Consider the following 24622-nt stretch of genomic DNA (forward strand, 5'->3'; position numbering starts at 1 on the left):
CCTCTGCGCCCATCTGCGGTCCCGCTGACACCCTTTCGTGCACTGCCCCCTGTCGGGCAGGCGATCGGCCCTCAACTCACTTGTCCGAAGGGGCGGTTGTCTCACCGCCCCGCCACCCCTGCGCACCGCTACTTCCTGACCGCCTTGAGCAGCACGAACTTCGCGTCGCTCGCGACGAGTTCGCAGTTGCCGAACAGGCGCCGCAGCTTGAGGTGGTAGCCGAGGTGCCGGTTGCCGATCACCCACAGCTCACCGCCCGGACGCAGTGCGCGCCGCGCGCCGGTGAACATCCGCCAGGCGGTGGCGTCGGTCGTCGCCTGGTGGGAGTGGAAGGGCGGGTTGTTGAGGACGACGTCGACGCTTCCGCTCGGCACGTCCGTCAGCCCGTCCCCGACGAGGAACTCCGCCGACCCCACGGGGGACGAGGAGTTCTCCGCCTGTTCCCGGTCCTGCGTGTTCATCCGGTAGGTCGCCTCGGCGGAGGCGACCGCCTGGTACGACTCGTCGACGAACAGCACGTGTGCGCGCGGGTTGGCCAGCGCGACCGCCGTACCCACGACCCCGTTGCCGCAGCCGAGGTCGACGACGCGCTCGGCGTCCCGGGTGCGCGGCAGGTGCTGGAGGAAGAAGCGGGTGCCGATGTCGAGCCGGTCGGCGCAGAACACCCCCGCGTGGTTCACGACGGTCCGGCCGGACACCACGCCGACCGCGTCCGGGAGTTCGTAGCGGTAGGGCCAGGGATTGGCGGTCCGTACGAGCCCCGGCGCCGGGGTGCTGAAGACGAGCCGGGCCTTCTGTTCCGCGAGCGACGTGCGGGTCGGGCCGATGATCCGCTCGAACAGGCGCAGCGTCGAGGTGTGGATCTCCTTGACCATGCCGGTGCCGACCACGACCGTCCCCTCGTGCAGGGCGGGCGCCAGCCGGTGCAGCTGGTCCTCCAGCAGCGCCAGGCTCTTGGGCACGTGCACGAGCAGGACGTCGATGCGGTCGGGGGGCGTGTCCCGGGTGGTCAGCAGGCGCACGGCGTCCTCGTCGACGCCGTTGCGCCGCAGATTCGCCCGGGTCGCCTCCCGCGCCAGGTAGGAGTCCGTGATCTGCACCGGCCGGTGCGAGGCGAGCGCCGTGACCAGCGCGCCCCACCGGTCGCCGACCACGACCACCGACCCGGACAGGGAGGTGCCGCTCGCGGCGAGGTGCCGCAGGAGATAGGCGTCGGACGCGTCCCAGGCACGCAGCCTGTCGCGGGAGTCCTCGGGGAAGCGGGCCAGCGTGAGCTCGCCCCAGGGTGTGGCCATCCGGTCGTTCATCGTGGCCCCAGGCTATCCGAGCCGCAGCTCAGGGCCGGTCCCGGCGGGCACGGCGCCGGCCGGGGCAGGCCCGCGGGGCCGGGCGCGGCAGGAGTGGCCGGGCCGCGCGAACGGGCGGACCCGGCGTCGTCACCGTGCCGCGCGGCGGCTGCGTGATGATGGAGGGCATGGACAGCGAGCTGTTTCCGCGCGGGCGGACGGAGGTGGCGCCGGGCGCCGTGCACCTGCCGGACTGGCTGGACCCCGCGGGCCAGCGGGGGCTGCTGGCCGCCTGCCGCGAGTGGGCGAGACCGCCCGCCGGCCTGCGCACGGTGCGCACCCCCGGCGGCGGCACCATGACCTCCCGGCAGGTCTGCCTGGGCCTGCACTGGTACCCGTACGGGTACGCGACCACCGTGGTCGACGGCGACGGCTCCCCGGTGAAACCCCTCCCGTCGTGGCTGGCGGACCTCGGCCGCCGGGCGGTGGAGGACGCCCTCGGCCCGCAGCCGCCCGGTTCCGCGGCGCACGACATCGCGCTGATCAACTTCTACGACGCAGACGCCCGCATGGGCATGCACCGGGACAGCGACGAGAGGTCGGACGCGCCGGTGGTGTCCCTGAGCCTCGGCGACACCTGCGTCTTCCGGTTCGGGAACACCGGGTCGCGGGGCCGCCCGTACACGGACGTCGAGCTGCGCAGCGGCGACCTCTTCGTCTTCGGCGGCCCGTCCCGGTCGGCCTACCACGGGGTCCCGCGGGTCCACGCGGGCACCGGACCGGGCGAGTTGGGACTCACGGGTCGGCTGAACGTCACCCTCCGGGTCGGCGGCTTCCAGGTTCCGCCCGTCGCGCACAAGTGAGCGAGTCGCAGGGCGAGGACGCGGCCGGGACCGTCGCGGTACGGGTGTCGCCGGGCGCGCCATGGCGGGAGCGCGCGGACGCCGCCCGGGGCACCCGGCCGGGCCACCGGTGGTCCGGATCATGGGAGACTCGCCCTCATGAACGGCAAGGCGGGCCCCCGGGCGGCGGGGGAAGGGAACACACGGACGCGGCTGGACCGGGGGCGTGGAGCCCTCGGGCCCGCGCTGGAGCTCGTGCACACCGGACGTGCGCCGACCCGTGCCGTCCTCACCGCCGAACTGGGCGTCACCCGGGCGACGGCCGGCGCGGTGGCCGCCGAGCTGGAGGCGCTCGGCCTGATCCGCGTGGACGCGCGCCCCGGAGCGGCCGCCGGTTCGCAAGGACGCCCCTCGCACCGCCTGGAGGTCGCCGAGGACGGTCCCGTCGCGCTCGCCGCGCAGGTCCACGCGGACGGGTTCCGTGCCGCGCTGGTGGGTCTCGGCGGCCGGATCGTCGCGACCGCCCCCGGCTGCGAGACCGTCGACGCCGACCCGGCGAAGGTCCTCGGCTCGGTCGTCGAGGCCGGTGCCGAACTGCTGGCGCGGACCGGACGGCGCTGCGTGGGCGCCGGTCTCGCGGTGCCCTCGGCGGTCGCCGAACCGGACGGTCTCGCCCTCAACCCCCTGCACCTCGCCTGGCCCGCCGGTGCGCCGGTCCGCCGGATCTTCGCCGAGCGCGTGCGCGCCGCCGGGATCCACGGGCCCGCCTTCGCGGCCAACGACGTGAACCTCGCCGCCCTCGCCGAGCACCGGCACGGAGCAGGCCGCGGCGCTCGTGACCTGCTGTGCGTGGCGACCGGGCACCGGGGCGTCGGCGGCGCCCTGGTGCTGGACGGGCGGCTGCACACGGGCAGTTCCGGCCTGGCGCTGGAGGTCGGCCACCTCACCGTCAACCCGGAGGGGGGACGCCCCTGTCACTGCGGAAGCCGGGGCTGCCTCGACGTGGAGGCGGACCCGCTGGCCTTCCTGGACGCCGCAGGCCGCGACCCGGGTCCTGAGGTCTCGCTGCTCCAGCAGTCCAACGACCTGATCCGCGGGCAGTACGCGGACCCGGCGGTCCGCACCGCCACCGAGGCGCTGATCGACCGGCTCGGGCTCGGGCTGGCCGGGCTGGTCAACATCCTCAACCCCGACCGCATCATCCTCGGCGGGCTGCACCGCACCCTGCTCGACGCCGACCCCGACCGGCTGCGCGCCGTCGTCGCGGACCGCAGCCTGTGGGGGCAGAGCGGCGGTGTGCCGATCCTCGCCTGCACGCTGGACCACAACAGCCTGGTGGGCGCGGCCGAACTGGCCTGGCAGCCGGTCCTCGACGACCCGCTGACGGCCCTCGCCGGGGCCTGACCCGGCACAGGGGGCGAGTCCGTCAGGCCCACTCCACGGAGAACGCGCGTCCCGGGTTCTCGGTGAACACCCGCTCCACCAGCTCCCTGCCGAGGGCGACTTCGAGGCGCGGCCGGACACGGCGCAGCAGATACGGCATGCCCGGACCGCCGTCGACGGAGCGGGCGGAGGCGGTCGTAGTGTCGCCGCCCAGGAGCAGGCGATCACCGAACCCGGCCTCGGCGAGGGCCCGTACGGCCTCCGGCATGCGCCAGTCCGTGGCGTGGTGGGCGCGCGAGGGGCCGTCGAAGGCCAGATAGGCGCCCGCCTCGGCGGCCTGTCGGTGCACCACCGGGTCCGGTGCCCGGTTGAGATGGCCGAGGATCACCCGGTGCGGCGGCACCCCCGACTCGCCGCACAGCAGGTCGAGTACGTCGAGGGCGCCCGTGCCCAGCTCCAGGTGGACGGCGATCGGCGCCCCTGTGGCGTGATGCGCCTCGGCCGCCGCGGTCATCGTCCAGCGGGCGTGCGCGTCCAGGGCGTGGAAGCCCCCGGCGACCTTGATCAGTCCGGCCCGGACCCCCGTCGTGCCGATGCCCCGGGTCAGCTCCGTGACGAACAGCTCGGCCAGTCCGCCGCGCAGCCGGGTGAGCACCTCGGGCGCGTAGTGCACCGCCTGGTGCAGTCCGGTCGCGGCGACGACGTGAACTCCCGTGTCCCGGGAGACGATCGGCAGGTCCGCCATCCGCCGGCCGAGCCCGTACGGCGTCCACTGGACGACACTCGCGCCGCCCTGCTCCCGGAAGGCGGCGAGTTCGGCCCGCGCGGAGGCGGCGTCGCGCAGTTCCTGGCCCGGGAGTTGCGGGCTGCCGAAGAAGACGTGGTCGTGCGCGTCGCACACGCCCAGCCGCTCCGGGGGCAGGTCTCCGAGGACCGTGCGGACGGTGCTCACCACTGCGGCCCCCGCGGCAGCAGGGCCCGCCCGGGCTGCGACAGGTGCAGCACCTGGAAGACCTCGCCGGGAGCCTCGGGGGTGTCGTGGGCCCAGACGGAGAAGTGCACCGTCTCCCAGTTGCGGGTGTCGACGGCGGCGGCCGCGCAGACGGCGCCGTCCAGCGAGGCCAGCCGCTCCGTCTCCCGCACCGCCTCCTTCGCCGCCTCCGACAGCGGGACGCCCTCGGGCACGGGCCGGCCGCACCGCACCGCGACCGCGGCGGGGGAGCCGGCGGCGACCCCCTCCTCGTACGAGAGTCCGGTCCACTGCCGCACCGGGGGGCGTCCGAAGTCGTCGGCGATGCCCTGGAAGGCGCCGGTCCAGAGGAAGTCGTTCATGCCCTCGACGGTGTTCCAGAGGTAGAAGGGCGCGTACTGGCCGACCGGCGAGCCGTGCACGCCGCGTTCGCGGATCAGATAGGCCTTGAGTCCGAGACCGTCCCAGTCGTCGAGCCGGTGCCCGAGCCGGGAGACACGGTCGCGGATGACGCCCACGTCGTAGTCGGCGGGCAGCGTCAGTTCGTACTGCATGGCGTGCACGGTGCCTCCAAGTGGCGGTGCGGGGGCGGGGGTCGGAGCGACCGGCCGGGTTCAGCGGGAGGGGGAGAGGAGGGCCAGCAGTCCCCGGACGCCGGTGTCGAACGCGGCGGGCGAGCCGGACGCGCGGGCCAGGACGTAACCGCCCTGGACCGTGGCGACGATCGTCGCGGCGACCTCCTCCGCGTCGAGGGAGGGGGCGAACTGCCCCTGCTCCTTGCCCTCTTCGACGATTCCGGCGAGCCTCTCGCGCAGCCAGTCGATCGTCGCGTCGACGGGAGCGCGCAGCTCCTCGCTCGCCATGACGTCCGGGTCCATCGTCAGCCGCCCGACGGGGCAGCCGCGCAGCACGTCGCGTTCGCGCCGCAGATACGCCGCGATGCGCTCGTACGGCGTGCCGGGCGTGCCCAGCACGCCCTCGGCGGTGGCCCGCAGTTCCTCGGCGGTCCTGCGGATGGCGGCCAGAGCGAGATCGGGCTTGCCCTTGAAGTGGTGGTACATGCTGCCCTGTCCGGCGCCCGCGTGCTGCTGGATCGCCTTCGGGCTGGTGCCCACGTAGCCGCGCTCCCACAGCAGCTCGCGGGTGGACTCGATCAATCGCTCCGGGGTGCCCATGAAACCACTGTACATACTAGTAGGTACAGAAATCGAGGGGGCAGTCGCGGGCGCCGGGAGCAGACGCGCTGCCTTCGCGTACTCCCCGGGAGGTACGCGCACTGCCGCTGGCCGTACGACGACCCCGACCCCCTCCCGGAGCCAGGCTCGGAACATCACGAGGACACCCACCGAGGAGATGAACCGAGATGCAGACACTGGCGAACTGGGACGGCGGCCCCGGCCCGTGGATCCTGTTCTTCCCGCTGATCTGGGCGGCCGTCGTGGTCGGCGCGGTGACCGTCCTGCGCCGCACCGCCGGGCGGGGCCGCGGCGGTCCGTGGCGCCCGGCGGACGGCGGACGCCCGGCCGGTGACTCGCCGATCGCCGTGCTCGGCCGCCGCTTCGCGGCCGGAGAGATCGACGAGGACGAGTACTGGCGCCGGCTGTCCGTCCTGGACGAGCAGTTCGGGCGTACGGGCAAGGGCGGCGCGGCATGAGCGGCGCCCTCGCGGCCACCGAGGCGACCACCACCCGCCACGCCGCGCGAGTCACCGGAGCCGTCAAGGTGTACGGCTCCGGCGACACCGCCGTACGGGCCCTGGACGGAGTGAGCGTAGGGTTCCCGGCCGGCCGCTTCACCGCGATCATGGGGCCCTCCGGCTCGGGCAAGTCCACCCTCATGCACTGCGCGGCGGGCCTGGACACGCTCACCTCGGGAGCGGCCTTCATCGGCGGCACGGAACTCGGCGCACTCGACGACCGCCGCCTCACCCTCCTGCGGCGCGAGCGCGTCGGCTTCGTCTTCCAGTCCTTCAACCTGGTGCCGACGCTGACCGTCGCGGAGAACATCACACTGCCCGTCGACCTCGCCGGGCAGCCGGGCGACACCGCGTGGATCGACGCGCTCGTCGACGTCGTCGGCCTGCGCGACCGGCTCCACCACCGCCCCTCCGAACTGTCCGGCGGACAGCAGCAACGGGTCGCCGTGGCACGGGCGTTCGCGGGACGGCCGGACGTCGTCTTCGCCGACGAACCCACCGGCAACCTGGACTCCCGCTCGGGCGAGGAGGTGCTGGGCCTGCTCGGCCGGGCGGTGCGCACGATGGACCGCACCGTCGTCATGGTCACCCACGACCCGGTCGCCGCCGCCCACGCCGACGAGGTGATCTTCCTCGCCGACGGCCGCCTGGTCGACCGCATGGAAGCGCCGACCGCCGACAAGGTCCTCGACCGCATGAAGGCCTTCGACAGCAAGGGGGCACCGTCGTGAACGCCTCCGTCCGCATCGGCACGGCGTCCCTGCGAGCCCACAAGCGGCGCTTCGCCGGTACGTTCCTCGCGGTCTTCCTCGGTGTCGCCTTCCTGGCGGGCACGCTCGTCATGGGCGACACCCTGCGCGCCGGCTTCGACACGATGTTCGGCAACGCGGCCGGCGGCACGGACGCCGTCGTCCGCAGTGCCGCGACGATCACCACACCCGGCGAGAGCCAGGGCGAACGCAAGCCGGTCGACACCGCCCTGACCGCGACGATCGAGCGGACGCCCGGAGTCGCGGCCGCCGTGCCCGACATCCAGGGCGCCGGCCAACTCGTCGGCGCCGACGGCGAACCCGTCGGCGGCCAGGGCCCGCCCACCGTGGCCGGCAACTGGATCACGGACCCCGGACTCAACCCGTACCGCCTCGCCGAGGGCCGGGCGCCCGCCAGGAGCGGCGAAGTCGTGATCAACCGGGGAGCCGCGAAGAAGGGCGGCCTGGGAATCGGCGACACCACGACGCTGCGCACCCCCGACCCCGTGAAGGTGACGATCGTCGGCCTCGCGACCTTCGGCGGCGAGGACGGCATGGCCCAGGTGACCTTCACCGGCATGACACGGGCCGACGCCGAGACCTACCTGACCGCCCGCCCGGGCCAGGCGGCGGCCATCCAGGTGCGGGCCGCACCCGGCACCGGCCAGCGGGAACTCGTCGACAGGCTGACGCCCGTCCTGCCGAAGGGAGTGGAGGCGATCACCGGCCAGGAATCGGCCGAGGAGAACACCGACATGATCTCCAGCCAGTTCCTCACCCTCTTCACGACCTTCCTGCTGGTCTTCTCGGGCATCGCGTTGCTCGTCGCGACCTTCTCCATCCACAACACGTTCGCCATCGTCGTCGCCCAACGCACCAGGGAGAACGCCCTGTTGCGCGCCCTGGGCGCCTCACGCCGGCAGGTCACCGCCGCGACGCTGCTCCAAGCGAGCGCGGTCGCCGTCACGGCCTCCGCCGCCGGACTCGCGGGCGGTGTCGGCATCGCGGCCGGACTGCAGGCACTGTTCCCCGCCATCGGCTTCCCGTTCCCGGACGGGGCGCTGGTCGTCGGCGGGCTCTCGCTGCTGCTGCCCCTGGCCGTCGGCGTGCTGGTCTGCCTGGGCTCCGCCGTGCTGCCCGCGCTGCGAGCGGGCCGCACCGCGCCGCTGGCCGCGCTGCGCGAAACGGCCGTGGACCGGTCCGGGGCCTCACGCGGACGCGCCGCCGTCGGTGGTGCCCTGGCCGCACTCGCCGTCGCCGCGACCCTCGTCGGCGTCCTCGCCACACCGTCCCTGTGGCTCGCCGGCTCGGGCGCCGTCCTGGCCCTCGCCGCCTTCGTGGTGCTCGGCCCGGTCGCGTCGAGCACGGCCGTACGCGTCATCGGCATCCCCCTCGACCGGCTGCGCGGGGTCACCGGCGGCCTCGCCCGGCGCAACGCGCTGCGCACCCCCAAGCGCACCGCCGCCACCGCGAGCGCGCTGATGATCGGGATCGCCGTCGTCTCGCTGTTCACGGTCTTCGGCGCCTCGCTGAAGGCGACCACGGACCAGACGGTCTCACGCTCCTTCGCGGGCGACGTCGTCGTCAGCACCCCGTCCTTCGGCGCGGGCGGCAGCGGCTTCAGCCCGAAGCTGGCCCCCGCGATCGCACGGCAGCCCGGCGTCGAGAACGCCGTCGGACTCGGCCGCGGGGTCGCCGAGGTCGACGGCGCGGGCAGGGCCCTCACCGTCACCGACCCCGTCACGCTCGGCAAGGTCTTCGACCTCGGCCGGGTGGACGGATCGCTGGAGGGCCTCGGCGGCGACGGGATCGCCGTCACCCGCGAGGAGGCCCGCAGGCAGGGACTCACGACGGGCGACACCACCCGCCTCACCTTCACCGACGGCGACCGGAAGACCTTCACCGTCCGCGCCGTCTACGGCCGGTCGGAACTCGCCGGCGACTACGTCATCACCCGTGCCGCCTGGGCCCCGCACCGCACGCAGGACTCCGACACGCTCGTCGCCGTCTCCTTCGAGAACGGCGTGGGCACGGCTGAGGGCACGGCGGCGGTGGAGCGGACCGCGGCGGCGTACGGCAGCCCCGACGTGCAGACCCGCGACGAGTACGCGCGGTCCTCGGCGGCCGGCATCGACATGATGCTGACCCTCGTCTACGCGCTGCTCGCGCTGGCGGTGCTCATCGCGCTGCTCGGCATCGCCAACACGCTGACGCTCGCCATCCACGAACGGACCCGTGAACTCGGCCTGCTGAGGGCCGTGGGACAGACCAGGGCGCAACTGCGCGCCATGGTCCGCTGGGAATCGGTCCTGGTCGCCGCGTTCGGCACGGCGGGCGGGCTCGCGTTGGGAGGCTTCCTCGGCTGGGTCCTCGTGAGGGCCTCCGACGGAGCGTCCGACAGCGACTTCGCCTTCGCGGTGCCGCCCGTGCAGCTCGTGGTGGTGGCCCTGGTGGGCCTCGCGGCCGGAGCGCTCGCGGGTCTGCGCCCGGCCCGGCGGGCGGCACGCCTGGACGTGCTGCGCGCCATCGCCACCGAGTGACGCGTCCCCGCGACGCGGAGGTCACCGCCCGGTCAGCCGACAACGGCGGACCGGGCGGGAGCGTGTTCGGGCCTGCGCGTTTCCGAACCGAACCTGCGCACAGGCGTCTCGAGAACGGTGCCATAGGCCGGCCGCACCGGTGCCGTCGGCGCGGCGGGGTTCGCCGGCAGGGTGAACCACACGGCCTTGCCGGATTCCCCGTTCGGCCGCACACCCCAGCTCTCGCTCATGGCGGCGACCATGGCGAGGCCGCGACCGCAGGTGGCGAAGAGTTCCGGGTCCTCCACGACGGGCAGCCGCGGGTCGTTGTCGTGCACCGAGACCGTGAGCCGGTCGAGCAGGAACTCGATCTCCACGGTGCACATCTTGTCGGGCTCGGCGTGCCGGTGAACGTTGGTCAGAAGTTCGGTGACGCCGAGTGCTGCGCGGTCTATCAACTGGTCCAGATGCCAGTAGCGCAACTGCGCAGATACGATTCTGCGGACCTGGCCGATCCGCGCGGGCAGGGCTTGGAGCCCCACCGTGCAATGCCTGCTTGGCTGGCTGATCACGGCTGCGACTCCCCGAATTGAGGTCCGGAAGAAGACGGAGATCGAATCCAGCAGACGGCTGCGTGGAACGACCGCCTGCTGTGATGGCCGGCGGGCTGGTTCGCAGCGTTATCGCCGGTAGACCCAGAGTGACGTGACATCAGCGTGACCCAGGGAATGCCGTCCCGCAACTCGCGACCCATTCAACTGTTGCGTCCCGCCGCCTTGCGGACCGCCTCGATGAACCGGCGGGCCGAGGGTGGGCCGGGCTTTCCCGGCGCCGGATCGTGCTCACCGAGCGTGAGTTGGTACCGCGTGCCGTTCAGGTCGGCCGACGCCCGGTCGTCGTGGGCGAACCACGGCTTCGAGGCGCGCACCGCCTGCACCGGCGCGCTGTCGATCTCGCTGCCGTAGCTGGTGAGCAACTCGAGCCTGCCGTCGTTGATCCGGACCTGTCCGGCCCGGGTGAGCGAGCGCAGCCTCTTCCCGATCCGCACGCCCGTGGCCGTGAACTCCGGATCCGCCATGATGCCCCGCCCCCTCGCGTGTTCGGCCGCCGTTCCGTCGTGCCCGGCGTGGTCCTTGGTCCTTTGAAGCATCCCCCTGCGGTGCAGTCTGCCCGTCACCGGCGACGAGCACCAGTACGTACGACGACGTCCCGCGGGACGGTGGAAGCACTCGCGGGATGCGCCCCCCGACGCCGCGCGGGCCGCTCCCCAGGTCCTCCTTTGGGCTGCCCAAAGATGCGTTTATGCAGGTGAGAAGCGTGTGGAAGGTGCCTATGATCGAGGTGTCCGACCCTGTGAACCGGCGTCGGCGCAATGCGTAAGGAGCCTCGCCGTGAGCACCACTCCCTCGACCCGGACCGGACAGACCCTTGACGTCGACCACAGCGACCTCACGTACCGCGCCTGGCTCAAAGAAGCCGTTCGCAAGGTCCAGGCGGACGCCAACCGTTCGGCCGACACGCACTTGCTGCGCTTCCCGCTGCCCGAGCGATGGGGCATCGACCTGTACCTGAAGGACGAGTCGACCCATCCGACCGGCAGCCTCAAGCACCGGCTGGCCCGCTCGCTCTTCCTCTACGGCCTCTGCAACGGCTGGATCCGGCCCGGACGCCCCGTCATCGAGGCGTCCAGCGGGTCGACGGCCGTCTCCGAGGCGTACTTCGCGAAGCTGATCGGCGTGCCCTTCGTCGCGGTGATGCCGCGTACGACGAGTGCCGAGAAGTGCCGGCTCATCGAGTTCCACGGCGGGCAGTGCCACTTCGTCGACGACCCGCGCCGCATGTACGAGGAGTCCGCCGCCCTCGCGGTGGAGACCGGCGGCCACTACATGGACCAGTTCACCTACGCCGAGCGGGCCACGGACTGGCGCGGGAACAACAACATCGCCGAGTCCATCTTCCGCCAGCTCGAACTGGAGCGGTTCCCGGAACCGGCCTGGGTGGTCGCCACGGCCGGAACCGGCGGCACCTCGGCGACCATCGCGCGCTATGTGCACTACATGCAGCACGACACCCGCATCTGTGTCGCCGATCCGGAGAACTCGTGCTTCTTCGAGGGATGGACCACCGGCGATCCGGCCGTCACCACCGACTGCGGTTCCCGCATCGAGGGGATCGGCCGGCCGCGGATGGAGCCCAGCTTCGTGCCCGGCGCCATCGACCGGATGATGAAGGTGCCCGACGCGGCCAGCGTGGCGGCCGTCCGCGCCCTCGAACGGGCCATCGGGCGCAAGGCGGGCGGCTCGACCGGCACCGGTCTGTGGAGCGCGCTGAAGATCGTCGCCGAGATGGTGGCCGAGGGGCGCACGGGCAGTGTGGTGACCCTGATCTGCGATCCGGGTGACCGCTACCTGGACAAGTACTACTCGGACGCGTGGCTCGCGCAGCAGGGGCTGGACATCACGCCGTACACCGAGGCGATCGAGACGCTGCTGCTCACGGGCGTCTGGCCGGAGTAGCGGCCCCCCGTGCCGGGCGGGCCGTCCGCGCTCAGGCCGTCGTGGTGGTCAGCCGTCGGTCCAGTGCCGCCACCGCGTCCCGGAAGGCGCGGCCGAGGCCCGCCCGTCCCAGGCCGAGGGCCAGCCGGAAGGGCGCGGACCCGTCGGCGGCGAAGGTCCACCGCACCAGGGTGCCCGACCCGGCGGGCGTCAGCCGCCATTCCTCGGCGAGCGCGCGGAAGCCCGGCGCGTTCGTCACGTCGACCCGGTACGCGTACACGCGCGGCGCCTCGGCCGCCAGGACGGTCTCCTCGAAGCGCGTGCCGCCCTTCAGCCGGACCTCGCGCCCCGCGCCGCCCGCGGTCGGCCGGGCGAGCTTCACCGCGGAGAACCACTCCGCCCAGCCCGACACGTCGTCGGCGAGGGCGTGGAAGACGGCGTCAGGAGGTGCGGTGACCTCGCGTGCGAAGACCAGGCGGAGCGGAGCCAGCTCGACGAAGTCGAGTCCGACCGGGCGCAGACGGCGTGCCATGGATGCCCAACCTCCTCGGCGGGAACAAAGTCCCGGGCGGACGGGACCGGCCCGGGTGTGCCCGGGGTGTACGTACCGCGGGCGGCGCCACGATAGCTGGCGGCCCGTCAGATGTCTGCGTCGTCCCCCGGTTCGCCCGCCACCAGCAGGCGGGTGGGACGCTCCGCGATCTCCTCGCGCGCCTCGGCCGGCAGCCCGGCGTCGGTGACCCAGGTGTCCACCTGGTCCAGCATCGCGAAGGAACTCAGGCCGACCGTGCCCCACTTGGTGTGATCGGCGACCACCACGACTCGCCGGGCGGACTGCACGAGCCGCCGGTTCGTCTCGGCCTCGGCCAGGTTCGGCGTCGACAGGCCCGCCTCGACCGATATGCCGTGCACGCCCAGGAAGAGCACGTCGAAGTGGAGCGCCGCGATCGCCTGGTCGGCCACCGGCCCGACGAGGGAGTCGGAGGGTGTGCGCACCCCGCCGGTCAGCACCACCGTGGCCGCGCCCTGCCGCTGACCCGAGACGCGCTGCGCCGAGTGGAACACGTCCGCCACGCGCACCGAGTTGGTGACCACCGTCAGGTCCGGCACGTCGACGAGCCGATGGGCGAGCGCGTACGTCGTCGTGCCGCCGGAGAGCGCGATGGCGGTGCCGGGGGCGACCAGCCCGGCGGCGGTCCGCGCGATGTCCTCCTTGGCCGTCAGCTCCAGACCGGACTTGGCCTCGAAACCCGGCTCGTGCGTGCTCGCCTCGACCACCGGGACCGCGCCGCCGTGCACCTTCTCCACCACACCCTGGCGGGCGAGCGCGTCGAGATCGCGGCGGACCGTCATGTCCGAGACGCCGAGCCTGCGGGTGAGTTCGTTGACGCGGACTCCGCCGCGGCGGCGTACCTCGTCGAGGATGAGGTTGCGCCGCTGCTCCGCGAGGAGGTTCTGATTCTCGCTCACGTCCGCTCCGGTTCCTTTCGCCTCAAGCCGCCCGACACGCCGTCCGAACCTGCTCCGACGAGGACGTTCACCTCGCCCGGGCTCCGCGGGACGTCCCATCCTCGCACGGGCCGCCGACAGTCGCGCCACTGCCTGTGCACGCGTCACCACGGTCGGGGCCACACGTACCGGGGAGATTCCGTGACGAGAGGTGTGAGCCGGTCCCGGAACGGAGATCCTGTGCCTGCACATGACACGCCAGACACGCGGCACGGGGAAGTGCGGAACAGTGGAGCGTGCACGACATCACGGCCAGGCCGGGGAGCACGGCGACTCCCTCCAGGACCCGACGAGGGAACGCGCCGTCCCTCCGCAGCCGCCCGGAGGGGCCGAGCCCGCCCTCGAACTCCTGGTCCACGGAGTCGGCGGCGCCACACCCCAGGACATGCTCGGCGATCCGCGCACGGTACGGATCACGGGCGACGAGACGGCCGCGGTGTACCGGCGCGCCGACGACACCGACGCCGAGCGGCGCCCCGACGGACCCCGTGCGAAACCGGTGCCCGAGGCGTACGTCTGGTGCAACCTCACCTCCGGCAACGGCGCCCGCGCCCTGTGGCTCCTACTGCTGCCGTTCATGGTGGTCAACCTCGCCCACTGGATGCGCCCCACCGCGCAGAACCGGACCCGCACCGTACGCCTCTACGGCCTGCTCGTCCGGCTCGTCGGCCTCAGCCTGACCGTGCTCCTGGTGGCAGCCGCCTGCGAGGTGGCCCTCGACCTCACCGCCTGGCAGTGCGCGGGCACGCACGCGTGCGCCGACAAGCACTCCTGGCTCGGCTTCCTTGCGCCCACCACGTCCGGTGACGGCTGGTGGAGCGCACCGGGACGCCGACTCGCCCTGGCCTCGGTCGTGCCGGCCGCACTCACCGGACTGCTCTGGTACCTCTCCCACCGCACCTGGAGCGCCTACGAGTCGCAACAGCCCCTCTCCCGCCGGGCCGAGCCCGACGAGGAGACCGGCCGCACCGGACTCGGCCGCCCCGGATTCTGGTACGGGCGACGCCTGGTGGCCCGGCTGCGCGCCGCCCACACGGCGGCGGGCTTCCTGACCGTCGCCGCGGCCGTCGGCACGTCGGCCGCCCGCCACGACCGCGGGTCCGACGGGCCCGCCCTGCTGGCGGCCCTGGGACGGCTCCTCGACGCGAGCCTCCTCGTGGGGGCGGCCGTCGTGGTGTGGGTGGTGTGCCGCAGGGGCCGCAGCGAGAACCGCCTCGACCGGGAGCTGGACGAGACGCTCACCCGTTGGCTCCCGGGCGGCGCCCTCGTCCTGCTCGCGCTCACCATGCTGTACGCCGGCTGGTCGCGCCCCGGCTGGGAGTCCTCGGGGCGGCTCCCGGGCGACATGACCTTCGGCGCCGTCGCCCTGGGCCAGGGGCTGCTCGTCGTCGTCCTCGGCGTCGTCGCGCACGTCCTGTACCGCACCCGCCCCGACCCGCGCACCGCGATGCGCGGCCTGGCCGGTCCCGCCGTCGCCATGCTGGCGTGCGCGCTGGGCGGCGTCATGTCCGGGGGAGTGGCCCAGCGCGTCGCCGACTGGCTGGACGGCACCCGGGACGCGCTGGTGAGCCCGCCGGTGCTGCTGACCTGGCAGGCCTCCGCGATCCCGCCCCTGCTGCTGGTGCTGCTGGCGCTCGCCGGCTGGCTCGCCGCACGCACCCGGCTGCTGCGCCACCGGGAGATGCGCAACGTGGAACTCGACTACCCGGGCGAGGCCAAGGACACCGTCCGCACCCGCCGGATCGCGTCCACGCGCGCGCATGCCGCCCTCACCGACCGCGCCCCCCGGATCATCGGCATCACGTCCGCGGCCACCCTGCTCCTCGGCGCGGCGGCACTGCTCGGAGCGGGGCTGACCGGGAAGGCGCCCGGCGAGGCGGCGCGGGGCTCGTCCGCCTTCGTGCAGGGCGCCGCCCAGACCGCGCAGGCCCTCGGGTCCTGGCTGATCGGACTCGGCTTCCTGCTCTTCGTCACCTGGGGGCGCCGCGCCTACAAGGACGCCGCCGCACGCCGCACCATCGGCATCCTCTGGGACGTCGGCACCTTCTGGCCCCGCGCCGCCCACCCCTTCGCACCGCCCTGCTACGCCGAGCGCGCCGTCCCCGACCTCACCTGGCGCATGGCCACCTGGACCCGTGCCACCGGCGGACGCCTCGTCATCTCGGGCCACTCCCAGGGCAGCGTGCTCGCGGCCGCCGCGGCCTGGCAGCTGAAGCCCGCCGTCCGCAGCCGGGTCGCGCTGCTCACGTACGGCTCACCGCTGGAGCGGCTGTACGGGCGCTGGTTCCCGGCGCACTTCGGGCCGGCCGCGCTGACCTCCCTGCACCGCGAGGTCGACTGCTGGCGCAACCTGTACCGCCCCACCGACCCGATCGGCGGCCCAGTGCGGCTGCCCGGGGACTGCGGCCCGCAGGTCGACCGCGAGGCCCTGCGGGACCCCCTGGCCTACGGCCGCACCGAACGGCACCCGCTGCCCGCGCCGGTCCTCGGGCACAGCGACTACCAGGCCGATCCGGCGTTCGACGAGGAACGCGAGCGGCTGCTCGCCCGGCTCGCCCCCGACGTGCCGGGGCCCCGCTCCAGGGAGGACGACGGACCGCCGGCCGGCCCGCCGCCCCGCGAGGACCCTCCTCAGGGCGCCTCCGGCAGGTCCTCCGCGTAGAGCAGGGTGAGGTCGTCCGTGCTCGGCTCGGCGAGCTGGGCGACCCGCCCCGCGTGCCGCTCGACCATCGCCTCGAAGGTCTGGCGCGCCGTGCGGCCGTTGCCGAAGGCGGGCCCCTTGGGCAGGTCCGTGAAGTACGTGAGCAGCGCCTCGGGCGCGCCGGGCGCGAGCCGGTACTCGTGCTCCTCGGCCTGCTGCTCCACGATCCGCAGCAGCTCCTCCGGGCCGTAGTCGCCGAAGGTGATGGTCCGTGAGAAGCGGCTGGCGACACCGGGGTTGACGGAAAGGAAGCGTTCCATCTCGGCCGTGTAGCCGGCGACGATCACCACCACCGCCTCCCGGTGGTCCTCCATCAGCTTCACGAGCGTGTCGATCGCCTCGCGGCCGAAGTCGCGCCCCGAGTCCTCCGGGGACAGCGCGTACGCCTCGTCGATGAACAGCACACCGCCGCGCGCCCTGTCGAAGGCCTCCTGGGTGCGGATCGCCGTCGAGCCGATGTGTTCGCCGACCAGGTCGACGCGGGAGACCTCGACGAGGTGGCCCTTCTCCAGCACGCCCAGGGACGCCAGGATCTCGCCGTAGAGCCGGGCGACGGTCGTCTTGCCGGTGCCCGGGGAGCCCGTGAAGACCAGGTGGCGGCGTGCGGAGGCCGCCTTGAGGCCCGCCTGCAGGCGCCGGCGGCCCACCTCGATCATGTCGGTGAGGGCGCGCACCTCGCGCTTGACGCTCTCCAGGCCCACCAGGGCGTCGAGTTCACCCAGTACGTCCGTCGAGGGCCGCGCGGGCCGGTCGGCCTCCTGCGCGGGCGCGACGAGCGGTTCCTGCTCGGTGGTGCGCTGGCCGGGGATGGCGCCCAGCAGGCCGGGGGAGTGGCTGGTGGTCTGTACGGCCGTCTCCTGCGCCGGGGGCCGCGGGCTCGCGCTCTCGTCGCTGGTGCAGTCCTCGACGAGCGGTCCGCCGTCCGACGCCGTGCCCGTGCCGGCGTCCGCGAACTCGTACCCGCCGCGCGCGCACCGCTCCGTCCGGCACTTCTTCAGCGTCGTGCGGCAGCCGTCGATCACGTGGAAGCCGTAGCCGCCGCTGCCCGTGACCCGGCAGTTGTGGAAGCTGCCCCGGCCGCCCGCCGACACGTAGAAGCCCGCTTCGGCGGGTGAGTCGACCGTGCAGCGCTCGATGGTGGGGTCGGCGCCCTTGGTGACGATGACGCCCGTCTGCGTGCCGTCGACCGTGCAGCCGGACAGGGTGCCGCCGCTGCCGTGGTCACGGAACCAGGCGCCCGTCGCGGCGTCCCGGATGCGGCAGTCGTCGAGCTGCGCGGTGGCGCCGTCGCTGACGGACACCGCCGTGTTCCGGACCTGCCAGAGGTCGCTGTCCACGACGTCCGCGCGGGAACCGCGGTCGAGGACGAAGAGCGCGTCCGGCACGTCGTGCACCCGGCACGACTCGAGGACGACCGTCGCGCCGTCGCTGACCCACACCGCGGGGTAGTCGCCCGTGCTGTCGAAGATCTCGCACTGGTTGGCGTCGACGCGGGTGCCGGGGTCCCACACGGACAGGCCGTTGCGGCCGAACTGGCGGACCGTCGTGCGCGTCAGCGTCAGCACCGAGCGGGAACGCAGGTCCACCGCGTTCTCCGGGATGTCGTGGATGCGGCAGTCGGCGAGGGTGAGGACGGCGTCGGTGTCGAGCGTGACGCCGTCCGCGGTCGTCCGGTGCACGTCGCAGTCGGTGAGGTGGGCCGTGGCCCGTCCGGTGATCTGCACCCCGGAGCCCTTGACCTCGTAGACCTCGCAGCCGACGGCCTCCAGGGAGGAGTTCTCGCCCGTCGCCGACAGGCCCGCGCCCGAGGCGTGGTGCACCCGGCAGCGCTCCAGCCGCGGGCGGGCACCGCCGCGCACCGCGACGCCGGACTGGCCGGCCGCGACGACCTCGCACTCCTCGAAGACCCCGCCCCCGCCGTCGACCACGGCGATGCCGATGCCCGCCGGGTTGTCGACCGTGCACCGCCGCACCGTCGGTCGGGCACCGCCGCGCACCTCGATGCCGGCCGCGGAGCGGGTGACGATCCGCAGGTCCGTCAGCTCGGGCGTGCCCTCCTCGACGAGCACCGCGGGCGCCGCCGCGTCCTGCCCCTCGATGTGCAGGTCCTGCACCACGGCCGAGGCCCGCACGGTGAGCGGCACCCCGTCGACCGGCGCGATGCGGACCGAGCCGGGTGTGCCGTCGGGGCCGCGCAGCGTCACCGCGCGCTGGACGACGAGGTTCTCCCGGTAGGTGCCGGGGGCGACGGTGAGGACGTCGCCGTCGGCCGCGGCCTCCAGGGCGGCGGCGAGCGAGGCGTACTCACCTGTGCGGCGCCGCCACCGCGAGGTGCCGGTGTGCGTCACCTGGACCGTGCCCTGTGCCATGGCGCTGCTGTGCCCCCACCTAGTCGTACGCGGGTCCTGAGAGGCCGACCGCGTCATGCCGGAGATCCGATCCCGCCGAAAAAAGGGGATCCGATCGTGTGTCGCAGACCTGGGACGACCTCTCACGAGGTGCCGAACAGTTCGGCCGGTCCACCGTAGCGTGCGCGGACGCGGCGGGTTGACCGGAGGGAGAAGGCCGTCAGCTGCCGGTGCCCGTCCTTCCCCAGTCGGGGCCCGCCCTGTCCCAGGCCCGGTCCCAACGCGCGTACCTGCGAAGGGTGGTGCGCCACATGATCAGGCGGCGTCCTCCCTCGACGAGCGCGACGGTGAGCGCCGCCGCCCCGAACCCGGCAAGGACGGCGTGCGTCGACGCGGTCGCGGAGTCCAGGGGGCGGCCGGCCGGGCGGCCGTGCCGGTCGGTCCACACCCGGAAGCGGTCGCCGCGGTGCGGGGTATTGAGGACGGCCGTCACCGCGCCGTGCCGTGCGGTGCCGTCCGGGCCCTTCCAGTGGGCCAGTACGCGGGTGTGCGCGTCGCGCGCCGACGAGGTCTCGGGATCGGGGTCGAGCGGGGAGCGGTCGAGCCTCCTGATGACGGTGGCGACGACCTGGTGGCGCGCCTGGCGCTGCTCGCGGACGGACTGCTGGAGGGCCCGCTGGGCGGCACCTCCGACGACGGCACCCACGAGGGGCGCGGCGCCCAGGACCAGCACGACGGCCGCCAACGCCAGCCAGGCTTCGAACAGATCGGTCGTACGGCGCAGCGGATTGTGCCGCCATCGCCAGAGTCCGCGGATCGCCCGCACCGCCCGCACCCCCCTTCCGCCTCGGTGAGAACCCTCCGCCAGGCCGTCCAGGCGCGCGCCCGGCGAAGGGAGAGACGTCACCCGCCGGTCCCGCGAGTCCGTCTCATGAACTTCTCATGGGCTTTCAACGACCGTGCGTGCCCTCCGGGTTCCCCGCTCACAGGTTCCCTCAGGAACCCTGCGGACACGTGTCCGTACGGACGGTGGCGCGTGCGGCGATCAGGCGAGGATCTCGACGGGGTCGCCGATCCGCACCGTGCCGCGGGACTCGGGGACCAGGTTCTGCCCGAAGGCCAGCTGGTCGCCGAAGCGGCGGTGACGGCCCAGGGTGCGCAGCGGTTCCTTGCCGCGTTCGGCCGTGCGCTGGTCGGTGGTGGTCACGACGCAGCGGCCGCACATCTTGGCGACCCGGAAGACGACCTCGCCGATGGCGACGCGCGTCCAGTCGTCCTCGGCCCACGCCGGGGTCCCGGCCACCACCACGTTCGGCCGGAAACGGTCCATGGGCAGCGGGCCCTCGTCGGCGTGGTCGCCCTGCGCGATCAGGGAGTTGAGGGCGTCCAGGGAGGACCGCGTGGTGAGCAGCAGCGGGTAGGCGTCGGCGAGGCTGACGGTCTCGCCGGGACGGGCGTGCGGGGCGTCGTCGATGGGGCGGCGCGTGGCGGGGTCGTCGAGGTGGACGAGCGTGACCTCCACGCCCAGGTACGCGCTGAACCAGGTGCTCGCGGACGTGTCGGCGACGACCGTCTCGACCTTCTGGCGCGGGAACTTGGCGGGGATCGTGACGGCCGGGTCGGGCACCGCCACGGTCAGCGGGTCGGCGCCGGGCGCGGACAGCCGGATGCCGCCGCCGGGCAACGGCTCGGCGGCGGCGAGTGCGAGACGGGGCCGCTGCCGCTGGGTGACGACCTTGCCCGCTTCGTCGATCAGTGCCCAGCGCCGGTCACCGGCCAGCCCCCAGGGCTCCACCGCGGCCTCGCGGGGTGCGTGGCCCCCGAGTGCCTTGACCGGGTGGACGTGAATCGCTTGCAGCGCCGGGTTGTTCGCCATGGGGTCATCGTGCCAGCAGCCGACGACCCTCCGGGACCCGGACCCCGACGGGTCCGGGGCGCTCAGTAGCCGCGGTACTGCTGCCCGTTGTTGTACGGGTCCTGGTACGGCGCGGGGGCCGGGCGCGGAGCCGCGGGGCGCATCGCCTCGTAGCCGGTGTTGGCCGCCATCGGGCGGGGCTGCTGCTGCTGGTGGCCCGGGTAGCCGCGGGGGCCCGCGGCCTGCTGGGGGATGTAGCCCGTGGGCGCCTGGTGCAGCGGTGCGGGCTGCTGGGCCTGCGGGTAGCCGTAGGAAGGCTGGGAAGGTCCGGCCGGCAGCGCGGGGAGAGCCGACGGCAGCGCGGGCAGGTGGCTGCCCGTGTCGTACGCGGAGGGGACCCGGATGGGGGCGATCTGAGGGGTGCCCCGTTCCGCGACGAGGGAGTCGTAGATCGGGGTGTCCGGGAAGGACGGCGCGGAGTAGTAACCGCCGCCATAGGTGGAGCGGGGGGAGGTCATGGCACATAAGTTAAGCCCACGATGTGCTGGTTGGGGAGACCGATAAGAGGGTTGTTTTCCGTGTCGGCAGTGACGCGGGATCCCCAATGCGAGCGAACTCGGCAAAAAAGGACGCCAAAGAGGGTTCAGATCGTGTAAAGGCCGAGTTCCTGGCGGGTTACCGGCGGTTGGCCACCGCTCTTCCGGCCCGGATCATGGGCGTTCGGGGCTCGGAGGAATAGGTTTGGCCGAACGGGTCCGGCGAGCCGGCCGGACCTCCTGCACTGTCCTGGGTGGCGCGGTGCGAAGACGGTGATGGGGGCGTACATGTCAATGTCCAAGGGGTCGAACGTGGCCGTGCCGACGGCCGCGCTGCGGGTCGAACTGGGCCGGTCCTCCGGACCCGGGGTGCCCGACGCCGACGCGTCGGCGCTGCTGCTCGTCTCGGGGAAGGTGCGGTCGGACGGCGACTTCGTCTTCTACAACCAGCCGGTGCACTCCTCCGGCGCGGTCCGCCACGAGGGCAAGGGGAGCGCGGGCGGCCAGGCGACCGACACGCTCTCGGTCGACCTCGCGCGCGTGGAGCCCGCGATCGAGACCATCGTCCTGGCCGCGTCGACGGACGGCGGCACCTTCGGGCAGATCCCCGGCCTGTACATCCGCGTGCTCGACGCGCGGGGCACCGAGATCGCCCGCTTCGACAGCGCCGCGACCGTCGAGACCGCCTTCGTCCTCGGGGAGTTCTACCGCCGTCAGGGCGCCTGGAAGTTCCGCGCCGTCGGACAGGGCTACGACAGCGGCCTGGAGGGACTCGCCACGGACTACGGCATCACCGTGGACGAGCCGCAGCAGACCCCGGCGCCCGCCGCGCCCCGCACGCCGCCTCCGGCCGCCCCGCCCGTGAACACGTCCAGGCCCGTCGCCCCGCCGCCGGTCGCACCGCCCGTCACCATGCCGCCGCCCCACATGGCACCGCCGCCGGCCCCTCCCGCCCCGCCGACGACCCCGGTCCGGCTGACCAAGGTCACGCTCACCAAGGAGTCCCCCTCGGTCTCGCTGGCCAAGCAGGGCGGCACGTCCGGCGCCATGCGAGTGAACCTCAACTGGGAGGTGCGCAAGCAGTTCTCGGGATGGGCCAGCAAGCTCGGCCGGGCCGTCGCGATGCACTCGGACCTCGACCTCGACCTGTGCGCCCTGTACGAACTGTCCGACGGCCGCAAGGGTGTCGTCCAGGCGCTCGGCAACGCCTTCGGGGCCCTGCACCAGCCCCCGTTCATCCATCTCGACGGCGACGACCGCACCGGTGCCGCGACGAGCGGTGAGAACCTCTCCATCAACCTCGACCACAAGCAGAGCATCCGGCGCATCCTCATCTTCGTCACCATCTACGAGGGGGCCCGCTCCTTCGCCGACCTGCACGCCACGGTGACCCTGCATCCGCTGAACGGCGCGCCGATCGACTTCTCGCTAGACGAGTGCACGGTGCCGTCGAACGTCTGCGCCCTCGCGCTGATCACCAACAACGGCGGCGACCTCGTGGTCCAGCGCGAGGCCCGCTACCTGATCCCCGAGCGCGGGGTCAGCCCGCAGCGCACCGTCGACTACGCCTACGGGTGGGGCATGAACTGGACCCCCGGCAGGAAGTGAGCCCTCAGCCCTCGTCGTACACCGCGGTGTCCGGACGTGCGTAGGTGCGGCCCTTCCAGGCCGCACCTCGCCCCCGGTAGTGCTGCACCGCCGAGTCGACCGTCATCAGGAGATAGAGGAACGCGGTGGCCGGCAGCAGAGGGGCGAGCCACGCCGGCTGACGGTAGTAGCGCAGCATCGGCAGGTAGGTCGCCGTCATCACCAGCCACGCGAGCCCGCCGGCCACCGCCGCCCCCGCGCTCCCGGCGGCCAGTCCCGCCACGAGCGTGACGGGCGGCGCCAGGTAGACCAAAGCGAGGCCCAGGACCGTGCCAATGAGCAGCGGCGGGCTGTGCCGCAGCTGGGCGTACGCGCTGCGGGAGACCATGCGCCACAGGTCGTGCAGCCGGGGGTAGGGGCGCACGCTGTCCACCCGGTCGGCGAGGCCGAGCCAGATGTGCCCCCCGCCGCCCTTCACCGCGCGCGCGAGCGCCACGTCGTCGATGACGGCGTGCCGGATCGCGTCGGGGATCCGCGCCCGCTCGGCGGCGTCGGCGCGCAGCAGGACGCAGCCGCCCGCCGCGGCCGCGGTCCGCGACCCGCGCACCCCGATCCGCCGGAACGGGTAGAGCTGGGCGAAGAAGTAGACGAAGGCCGGGACGACGAGCCGCTCCCACACGCTGTCCACCCGCAGCCTGGCCATCAGGGAGACGAGGTCGAAACCGCCGGTGCGCGCCGCCGCGACCAGCTGCCTGAGGCTGTCCGGCGCGTGTGCGATGTCGGCGTCCGTCAGGAGCAGATAGGCGGGGGTACGCGCGCGTGCCAGGCCGATCCCGTGCCGGACCGCCCACAGCTTGCCCGTCCAGCCGGCGGGGGGCTCGCCGGGGGAGCCCACGGTGAGCGGCAGCCCGCCGTGCAGCCGGGACAGCTCCCGGGCCAGCTCCCCGGTGCCGTCCGTGCTGCCGTCGTCCACCAGGAAGATCTCGGCCCGCCCCGGATAGTCCTGGGCCAGCAGCGACGGGAGGCTGTCCGGCAGCACCTCGGCCTCGTCCCGCGCGGGGACGACGACGCAGACGGAGGGCCACTCGTCCTGCTCCCGGCACGGCGGCAGCCGCACGTCGGTGCGCCAGAAGAAGCCCTGGCAGAGCAGCAGCCACAGCCAGGCGGCGAGTGATCCCACGGCGATCCACACAACGGCGCTCACCCGTCGCAGTCTGCCCCACCCCGCCGGCCCGCCGAGACGGATCGTCTATGGTGACCGGGTGAAGATCGCGCTCATGGACTCCGGAATCGGCCTGCTCGCCGCGGCCACCGCGGTACGCCGGCTGCGGCCCGACGCCGATCTCGTCCTCTCCTCGGACCCCGGCAGCATGCCCTGGGGACCCCGCACGCCGGAGGACGTGACCGCGCGCGCCCTCGCCGTCGCCGAAGCCGCCGCCCGGCTGGAGCCCGCCGCGCTGATCGTCGCCTGCAACACCGCCTCCGTACGCGCCCTGCCCGCCCTGCGCGCCCGCCTGGAGCCGGGAGTGCCCGTCGTGGGCACGGTCCCGGCGATCAAGCCGGCCGCGGCTGGCGGCGGACCCGTCGCGATCTGGGCCACGCCCGCCACCACCGGCAGTCCGTATCAGCAGGGCCTCATCCGCGAGTTCGCGAGCGGGGTCGCCGTCACCGAGGTGCCCTGCCCCGGGCTCGCCGACGCCGTGGAGCACGCCGACCAGAAGGCCGTCGACGCGGCGATCGCGGCGGCGGCCGCCCGCACCCCCGCCGACGTCACCACCGTCGTCCTGGGCTGCACCCACTACGAGCTGGTCGCGGAGCGCATCCGGGACGCGGTGCAGCAGCCGGGCCTCCCGCCGCTCGTCCTGCACGGCTCGGCCGGCGCCGTGGCCGCTCAGGCGCTGCGCCGGATCGGTGAGCTCCCCGCCCCGGACGCCCCCGCGACCGGCTCCCTGACGGTGCTGCTCGGCGGACGCGAGGGCACGCTCCCCGAGGCGGCGCTCGCCTACGCGGAAGGCCGCCTGCTGCAGTCGCTCAGCCCCGCGAACTGACCCGGCGCGGCCGGCGGGTCCGCAGGGGCGCCGACCGCCCGGGCGGAGCAGTGACCGTCCGCCACCGGGTACCGGCGGAGCGAAACCTGAGTAGTCTC

The 24622-nt window shown here is 73.7% G+C and carries 22 protein-coding genes; 9 read left to right on the forward strand and 13 right to left on the reverse strand.

The window, feature by feature from the left end:
• Window positions 1–128: 128 nt before the first annotated feature.
• Window positions 129–1307: a methyltransferase gene (locus ACWGIS_RS22335; protein ID WP_453364201.1), complete on the reverse strand. Its 1179-nt coding sequence runs from the start codon at window positions 1305–1307 to the stop codon at window positions 129–131.
• 167 nt (window positions 1308–1474) lie between these two features.
• Between ACWGIS_RS22335 and ACWGIS_RS22340 the strand changes: the two genes are divergently transcribed.
• Both ACWGIS_RS22340 and ACWGIS_RS22345 read left to right on the forward strand, forming a co-directional pair.
• Window positions 1475–2149 carry an alpha-ketoglutarate-dependent dioxygenase AlkB family protein gene (locus ACWGIS_RS22340; RefSeq protein WP_453364202.1) on the forward strand — a complete coding sequence of 225 codons (675 nt, stop codon included), beginning with the start codon at window positions 1475–1477 and terminating at the stop codon, window positions 2147–2149.
• Between the two features lie 138 nt (window positions 2150–2287).
• Entirely contained in the window at window positions 2288–3532 is a 1245-nt protein-coding gene (locus ACWGIS_RS22345) for an ROK family protein (protein ID WP_453364203.1), read from the forward strand.
• A 22-nt stretch (window positions 3533–3554) separates the two neighbouring features.
• Here ACWGIS_RS22345 and ACWGIS_RS22350 read toward each other — a convergent pair whose 3' ends face one another.
• Genes ACWGIS_RS22350 through ACWGIS_RS22360 form a run of 3 tightly spaced genes read right to left on the reverse strand, consistent with a single transcriptional unit; the run spans window position 3555 to window position 5656 of the window.
• On the reverse strand, window positions 3555–4463 hold the full coding sequence (locus ACWGIS_RS22350) for a phosphotriesterase family protein (protein WP_453364204.1): 909 nt from the start codon (window positions 4461–4463) through the stop codon (window positions 3555–3557).
• Entirely contained in the window at window positions 4460–5044 is a 585-nt protein-coding gene (locus ACWGIS_RS22355; protein WP_453364205.1) for a DUF4865 family protein, read from the reverse strand. Before ACWGIS_RS22355 ends, ACWGIS_RS22350 begins: the two co-directional genes overlap by 4 nt.
• A gap of 51 nt (window positions 5045–5095) precedes the next feature.
• Window positions 5096–5656 (reverse strand): TetR/AcrR family transcriptional regulator, encoded by a 561-nt coding sequence (locus tag ACWGIS_RS22360; protein ID WP_453364206.1) that lies wholly within the window; start codon window positions 5654–5656, stop codon window positions 5096–5098.
• A 188-nt stretch (window positions 5657–5844) separates the two neighbouring features.
• Here ACWGIS_RS22360 and ACWGIS_RS22365 point away from each other — a divergent pair, with 188 nt between their 5' ends.
• The 3 genes from ACWGIS_RS22365 to ACWGIS_RS22375 are packed head-to-tail and all read left to right on the forward strand — an operon-like array spanning window position 5845 to window position 9466.
• The gene (locus ACWGIS_RS22365) at window positions 5845–6135 is read left to right on the forward strand and encodes an SHOCT domain-containing protein (RefSeq protein ID WP_453364207.1); all 291 of its coding nucleotides are present in this window, start codon (window positions 5845–5847) and stop codon (window positions 6133–6135) included.
• Entirely contained in the window at window positions 6132–6908 is a 777-nt protein-coding gene (locus ACWGIS_RS22370) for an ABC transporter ATP-binding protein (protein ID WP_453364208.1), read from the forward strand. The genes ACWGIS_RS22365 and ACWGIS_RS22370 overlap by 4 nt, the downstream gene beginning before the upstream one ends.
• The gene (locus ACWGIS_RS22375) at window positions 6905–9466 is read left to right on the forward strand and encodes an ABC transporter permease (protein WP_453364209.1); all 2562 of its coding nucleotides are present in this window, start codon (window positions 6905–6907) and stop codon (window positions 9464–9466) included. The genes ACWGIS_RS22370 and ACWGIS_RS22375 overlap by 4 nt, the downstream gene beginning before the upstream one ends.
• Window positions 9467–9498: 32 nt before the next feature.
• Here ACWGIS_RS22375 and ACWGIS_RS22380 read toward each other — a convergent pair whose 3' ends face one another.
• Entirely contained in the window at window positions 9499–10017 is a 519-nt protein-coding gene (locus tag ACWGIS_RS22380) for an ATP-binding protein (protein ID WP_453364210.1), read from the reverse strand.
• 182 nt (window positions 10018–10199) lie between these two features.
• The gene (locus ACWGIS_RS22385; RefSeq protein ID WP_453364211.1) at window positions 10200–10523 is read right to left on the reverse strand and encodes a hypothetical protein; all 324 of its coding nucleotides are present in this window, start codon (window positions 10521–10523) and stop codon (window positions 10200–10202) included.
• Between the two features lie 313 nt (window positions 10524–10836).
• Here ACWGIS_RS22385 and ACWGIS_RS22390 point away from each other — a divergent pair, with 313 nt between their 5' ends.
• The gene (locus ACWGIS_RS22390; RefSeq protein WP_453364212.1) at window positions 10837–11961 is read left to right on the forward strand and encodes a PLP-dependent cysteine synthase family protein; all 1125 of its coding nucleotides are present in this window, start codon (window positions 10837–10839) and stop codon (window positions 11959–11961) included.
• A gap of 31 nt (window positions 11962–11992) precedes the next feature.
• Here ACWGIS_RS22390 and ACWGIS_RS22395 read toward each other — a convergent pair whose 3' ends face one another.
• Both ACWGIS_RS22395 and ACWGIS_RS22400 read right to left on the reverse strand, forming a co-directional pair.
• Window positions 11993–12472: an SRPBCC family protein gene (locus ACWGIS_RS22395; protein ID WP_453364213.1), complete on the reverse strand. Its 480-nt coding sequence runs from the start codon at window positions 12470–12472 to the stop codon at window positions 11993–11995.
• 107 nt (window positions 12473–12579) lie between these two features.
• Entirely contained in the window at window positions 12580–13410 is an 831-nt protein-coding gene (locus ACWGIS_RS22400) for a DeoR/GlpR family DNA-binding transcription regulator (protein ID WP_453364214.1), read from the reverse strand.
• Between the two features lie 268 nt (window positions 13411–13678).
• On the opposite strand from ACWGIS_RS22400, the gene ACWGIS_RS22405 reads away from it, so the two are divergent.
• Window positions 13679–16111: a hypothetical protein gene (locus tag ACWGIS_RS22405; protein ID WP_453364215.1), complete on the forward strand. Its 2433-nt coding sequence runs from the start codon at window positions 13679–13681 to the stop codon at window positions 16109–16111.
• Here the strand turns inward: ACWGIS_RS22405 and ACWGIS_RS22410 are convergent.
• The 4 genes from ACWGIS_RS22410 to ACWGIS_RS22425 form a co-directional block, all read right to left on the reverse strand.
• Complete coding sequence (locus ACWGIS_RS22410) at window positions 16081–18519, reverse strand: right-handed parallel beta-helix repeat-containing protein (protein WP_453364216.1); 2439 nt, start codon at window positions 18517–18519, stop codon at window positions 16081–16083. The two genes, ACWGIS_RS22405 and ACWGIS_RS22410, sit on opposite strands and share 31 nt — an antisense overlap.
• A gap of 199 nt (window positions 18520–18718) precedes the next feature.
• Window positions 18719–19324 carry an Rv1733c family protein gene (locus ACWGIS_RS22415; RefSeq protein WP_453364217.1) on the reverse strand — a complete coding sequence of 202 codons (606 nt, stop codon included), beginning with the start codon at window positions 19322–19324 and terminating at the stop codon, window positions 18719–18721.
• Window positions 19325–19543: 219 nt separating this feature from the next.
• A complete protein-coding gene (locus ACWGIS_RS22420; protein WP_453364218.1) occupies window positions 19544–20374 on the reverse strand; it encodes an MOSC domain-containing protein in 831 nt (276 codons plus the stop codon).
• Between the two features lie 62 nt (window positions 20375–20436).
• Window positions 20437–20871 carry a DUF6643 family protein gene (locus ACWGIS_RS22425; protein WP_355794410.1) on the reverse strand — a complete coding sequence of 145 codons (435 nt, stop codon included), beginning with the start codon at window positions 20869–20871 and terminating at the stop codon, window positions 20437–20439.
• Between the two features lie 306 nt (window positions 20872–21177).
• Here ACWGIS_RS22425 and ACWGIS_RS22430 point away from each other — a divergent pair, with 306 nt between their 5' ends.
• Complete coding sequence (locus ACWGIS_RS22430) at window positions 21178–22497, forward strand: TerD family protein (RefSeq protein WP_453364219.1); 1320 nt, start codon at window positions 21178–21180, stop codon at window positions 22495–22497.
• Between the two features lie 4 nt (window positions 22498–22501).
• Here ACWGIS_RS22430 and ACWGIS_RS22435 read toward each other — a convergent pair whose 3' ends face one another.
• Complete coding sequence (locus ACWGIS_RS22435) at window positions 22502–23680, reverse strand: glycosyltransferase (protein WP_453364220.1); 1179 nt, start codon at window positions 23678–23680, stop codon at window positions 22502–22504.
• 58 nt (window positions 23681–23738) lie between these two features.
• On the opposite strand from ACWGIS_RS22435, the gene ACWGIS_RS22440 reads away from it, so the two are divergent.
• On the forward strand, window positions 23739–24524 hold the full coding sequence (locus tag ACWGIS_RS22440) for a glutamate racemase (protein WP_453364221.1): 786 nt from the start codon (window positions 23739–23741) through the stop codon (window positions 24522–24524).
• Window positions 24525–24622: the final 98 nt, after the last annotated feature.

This window comes from Streptomyces sp. NPDC054842 (assembly GCF_053611025.1).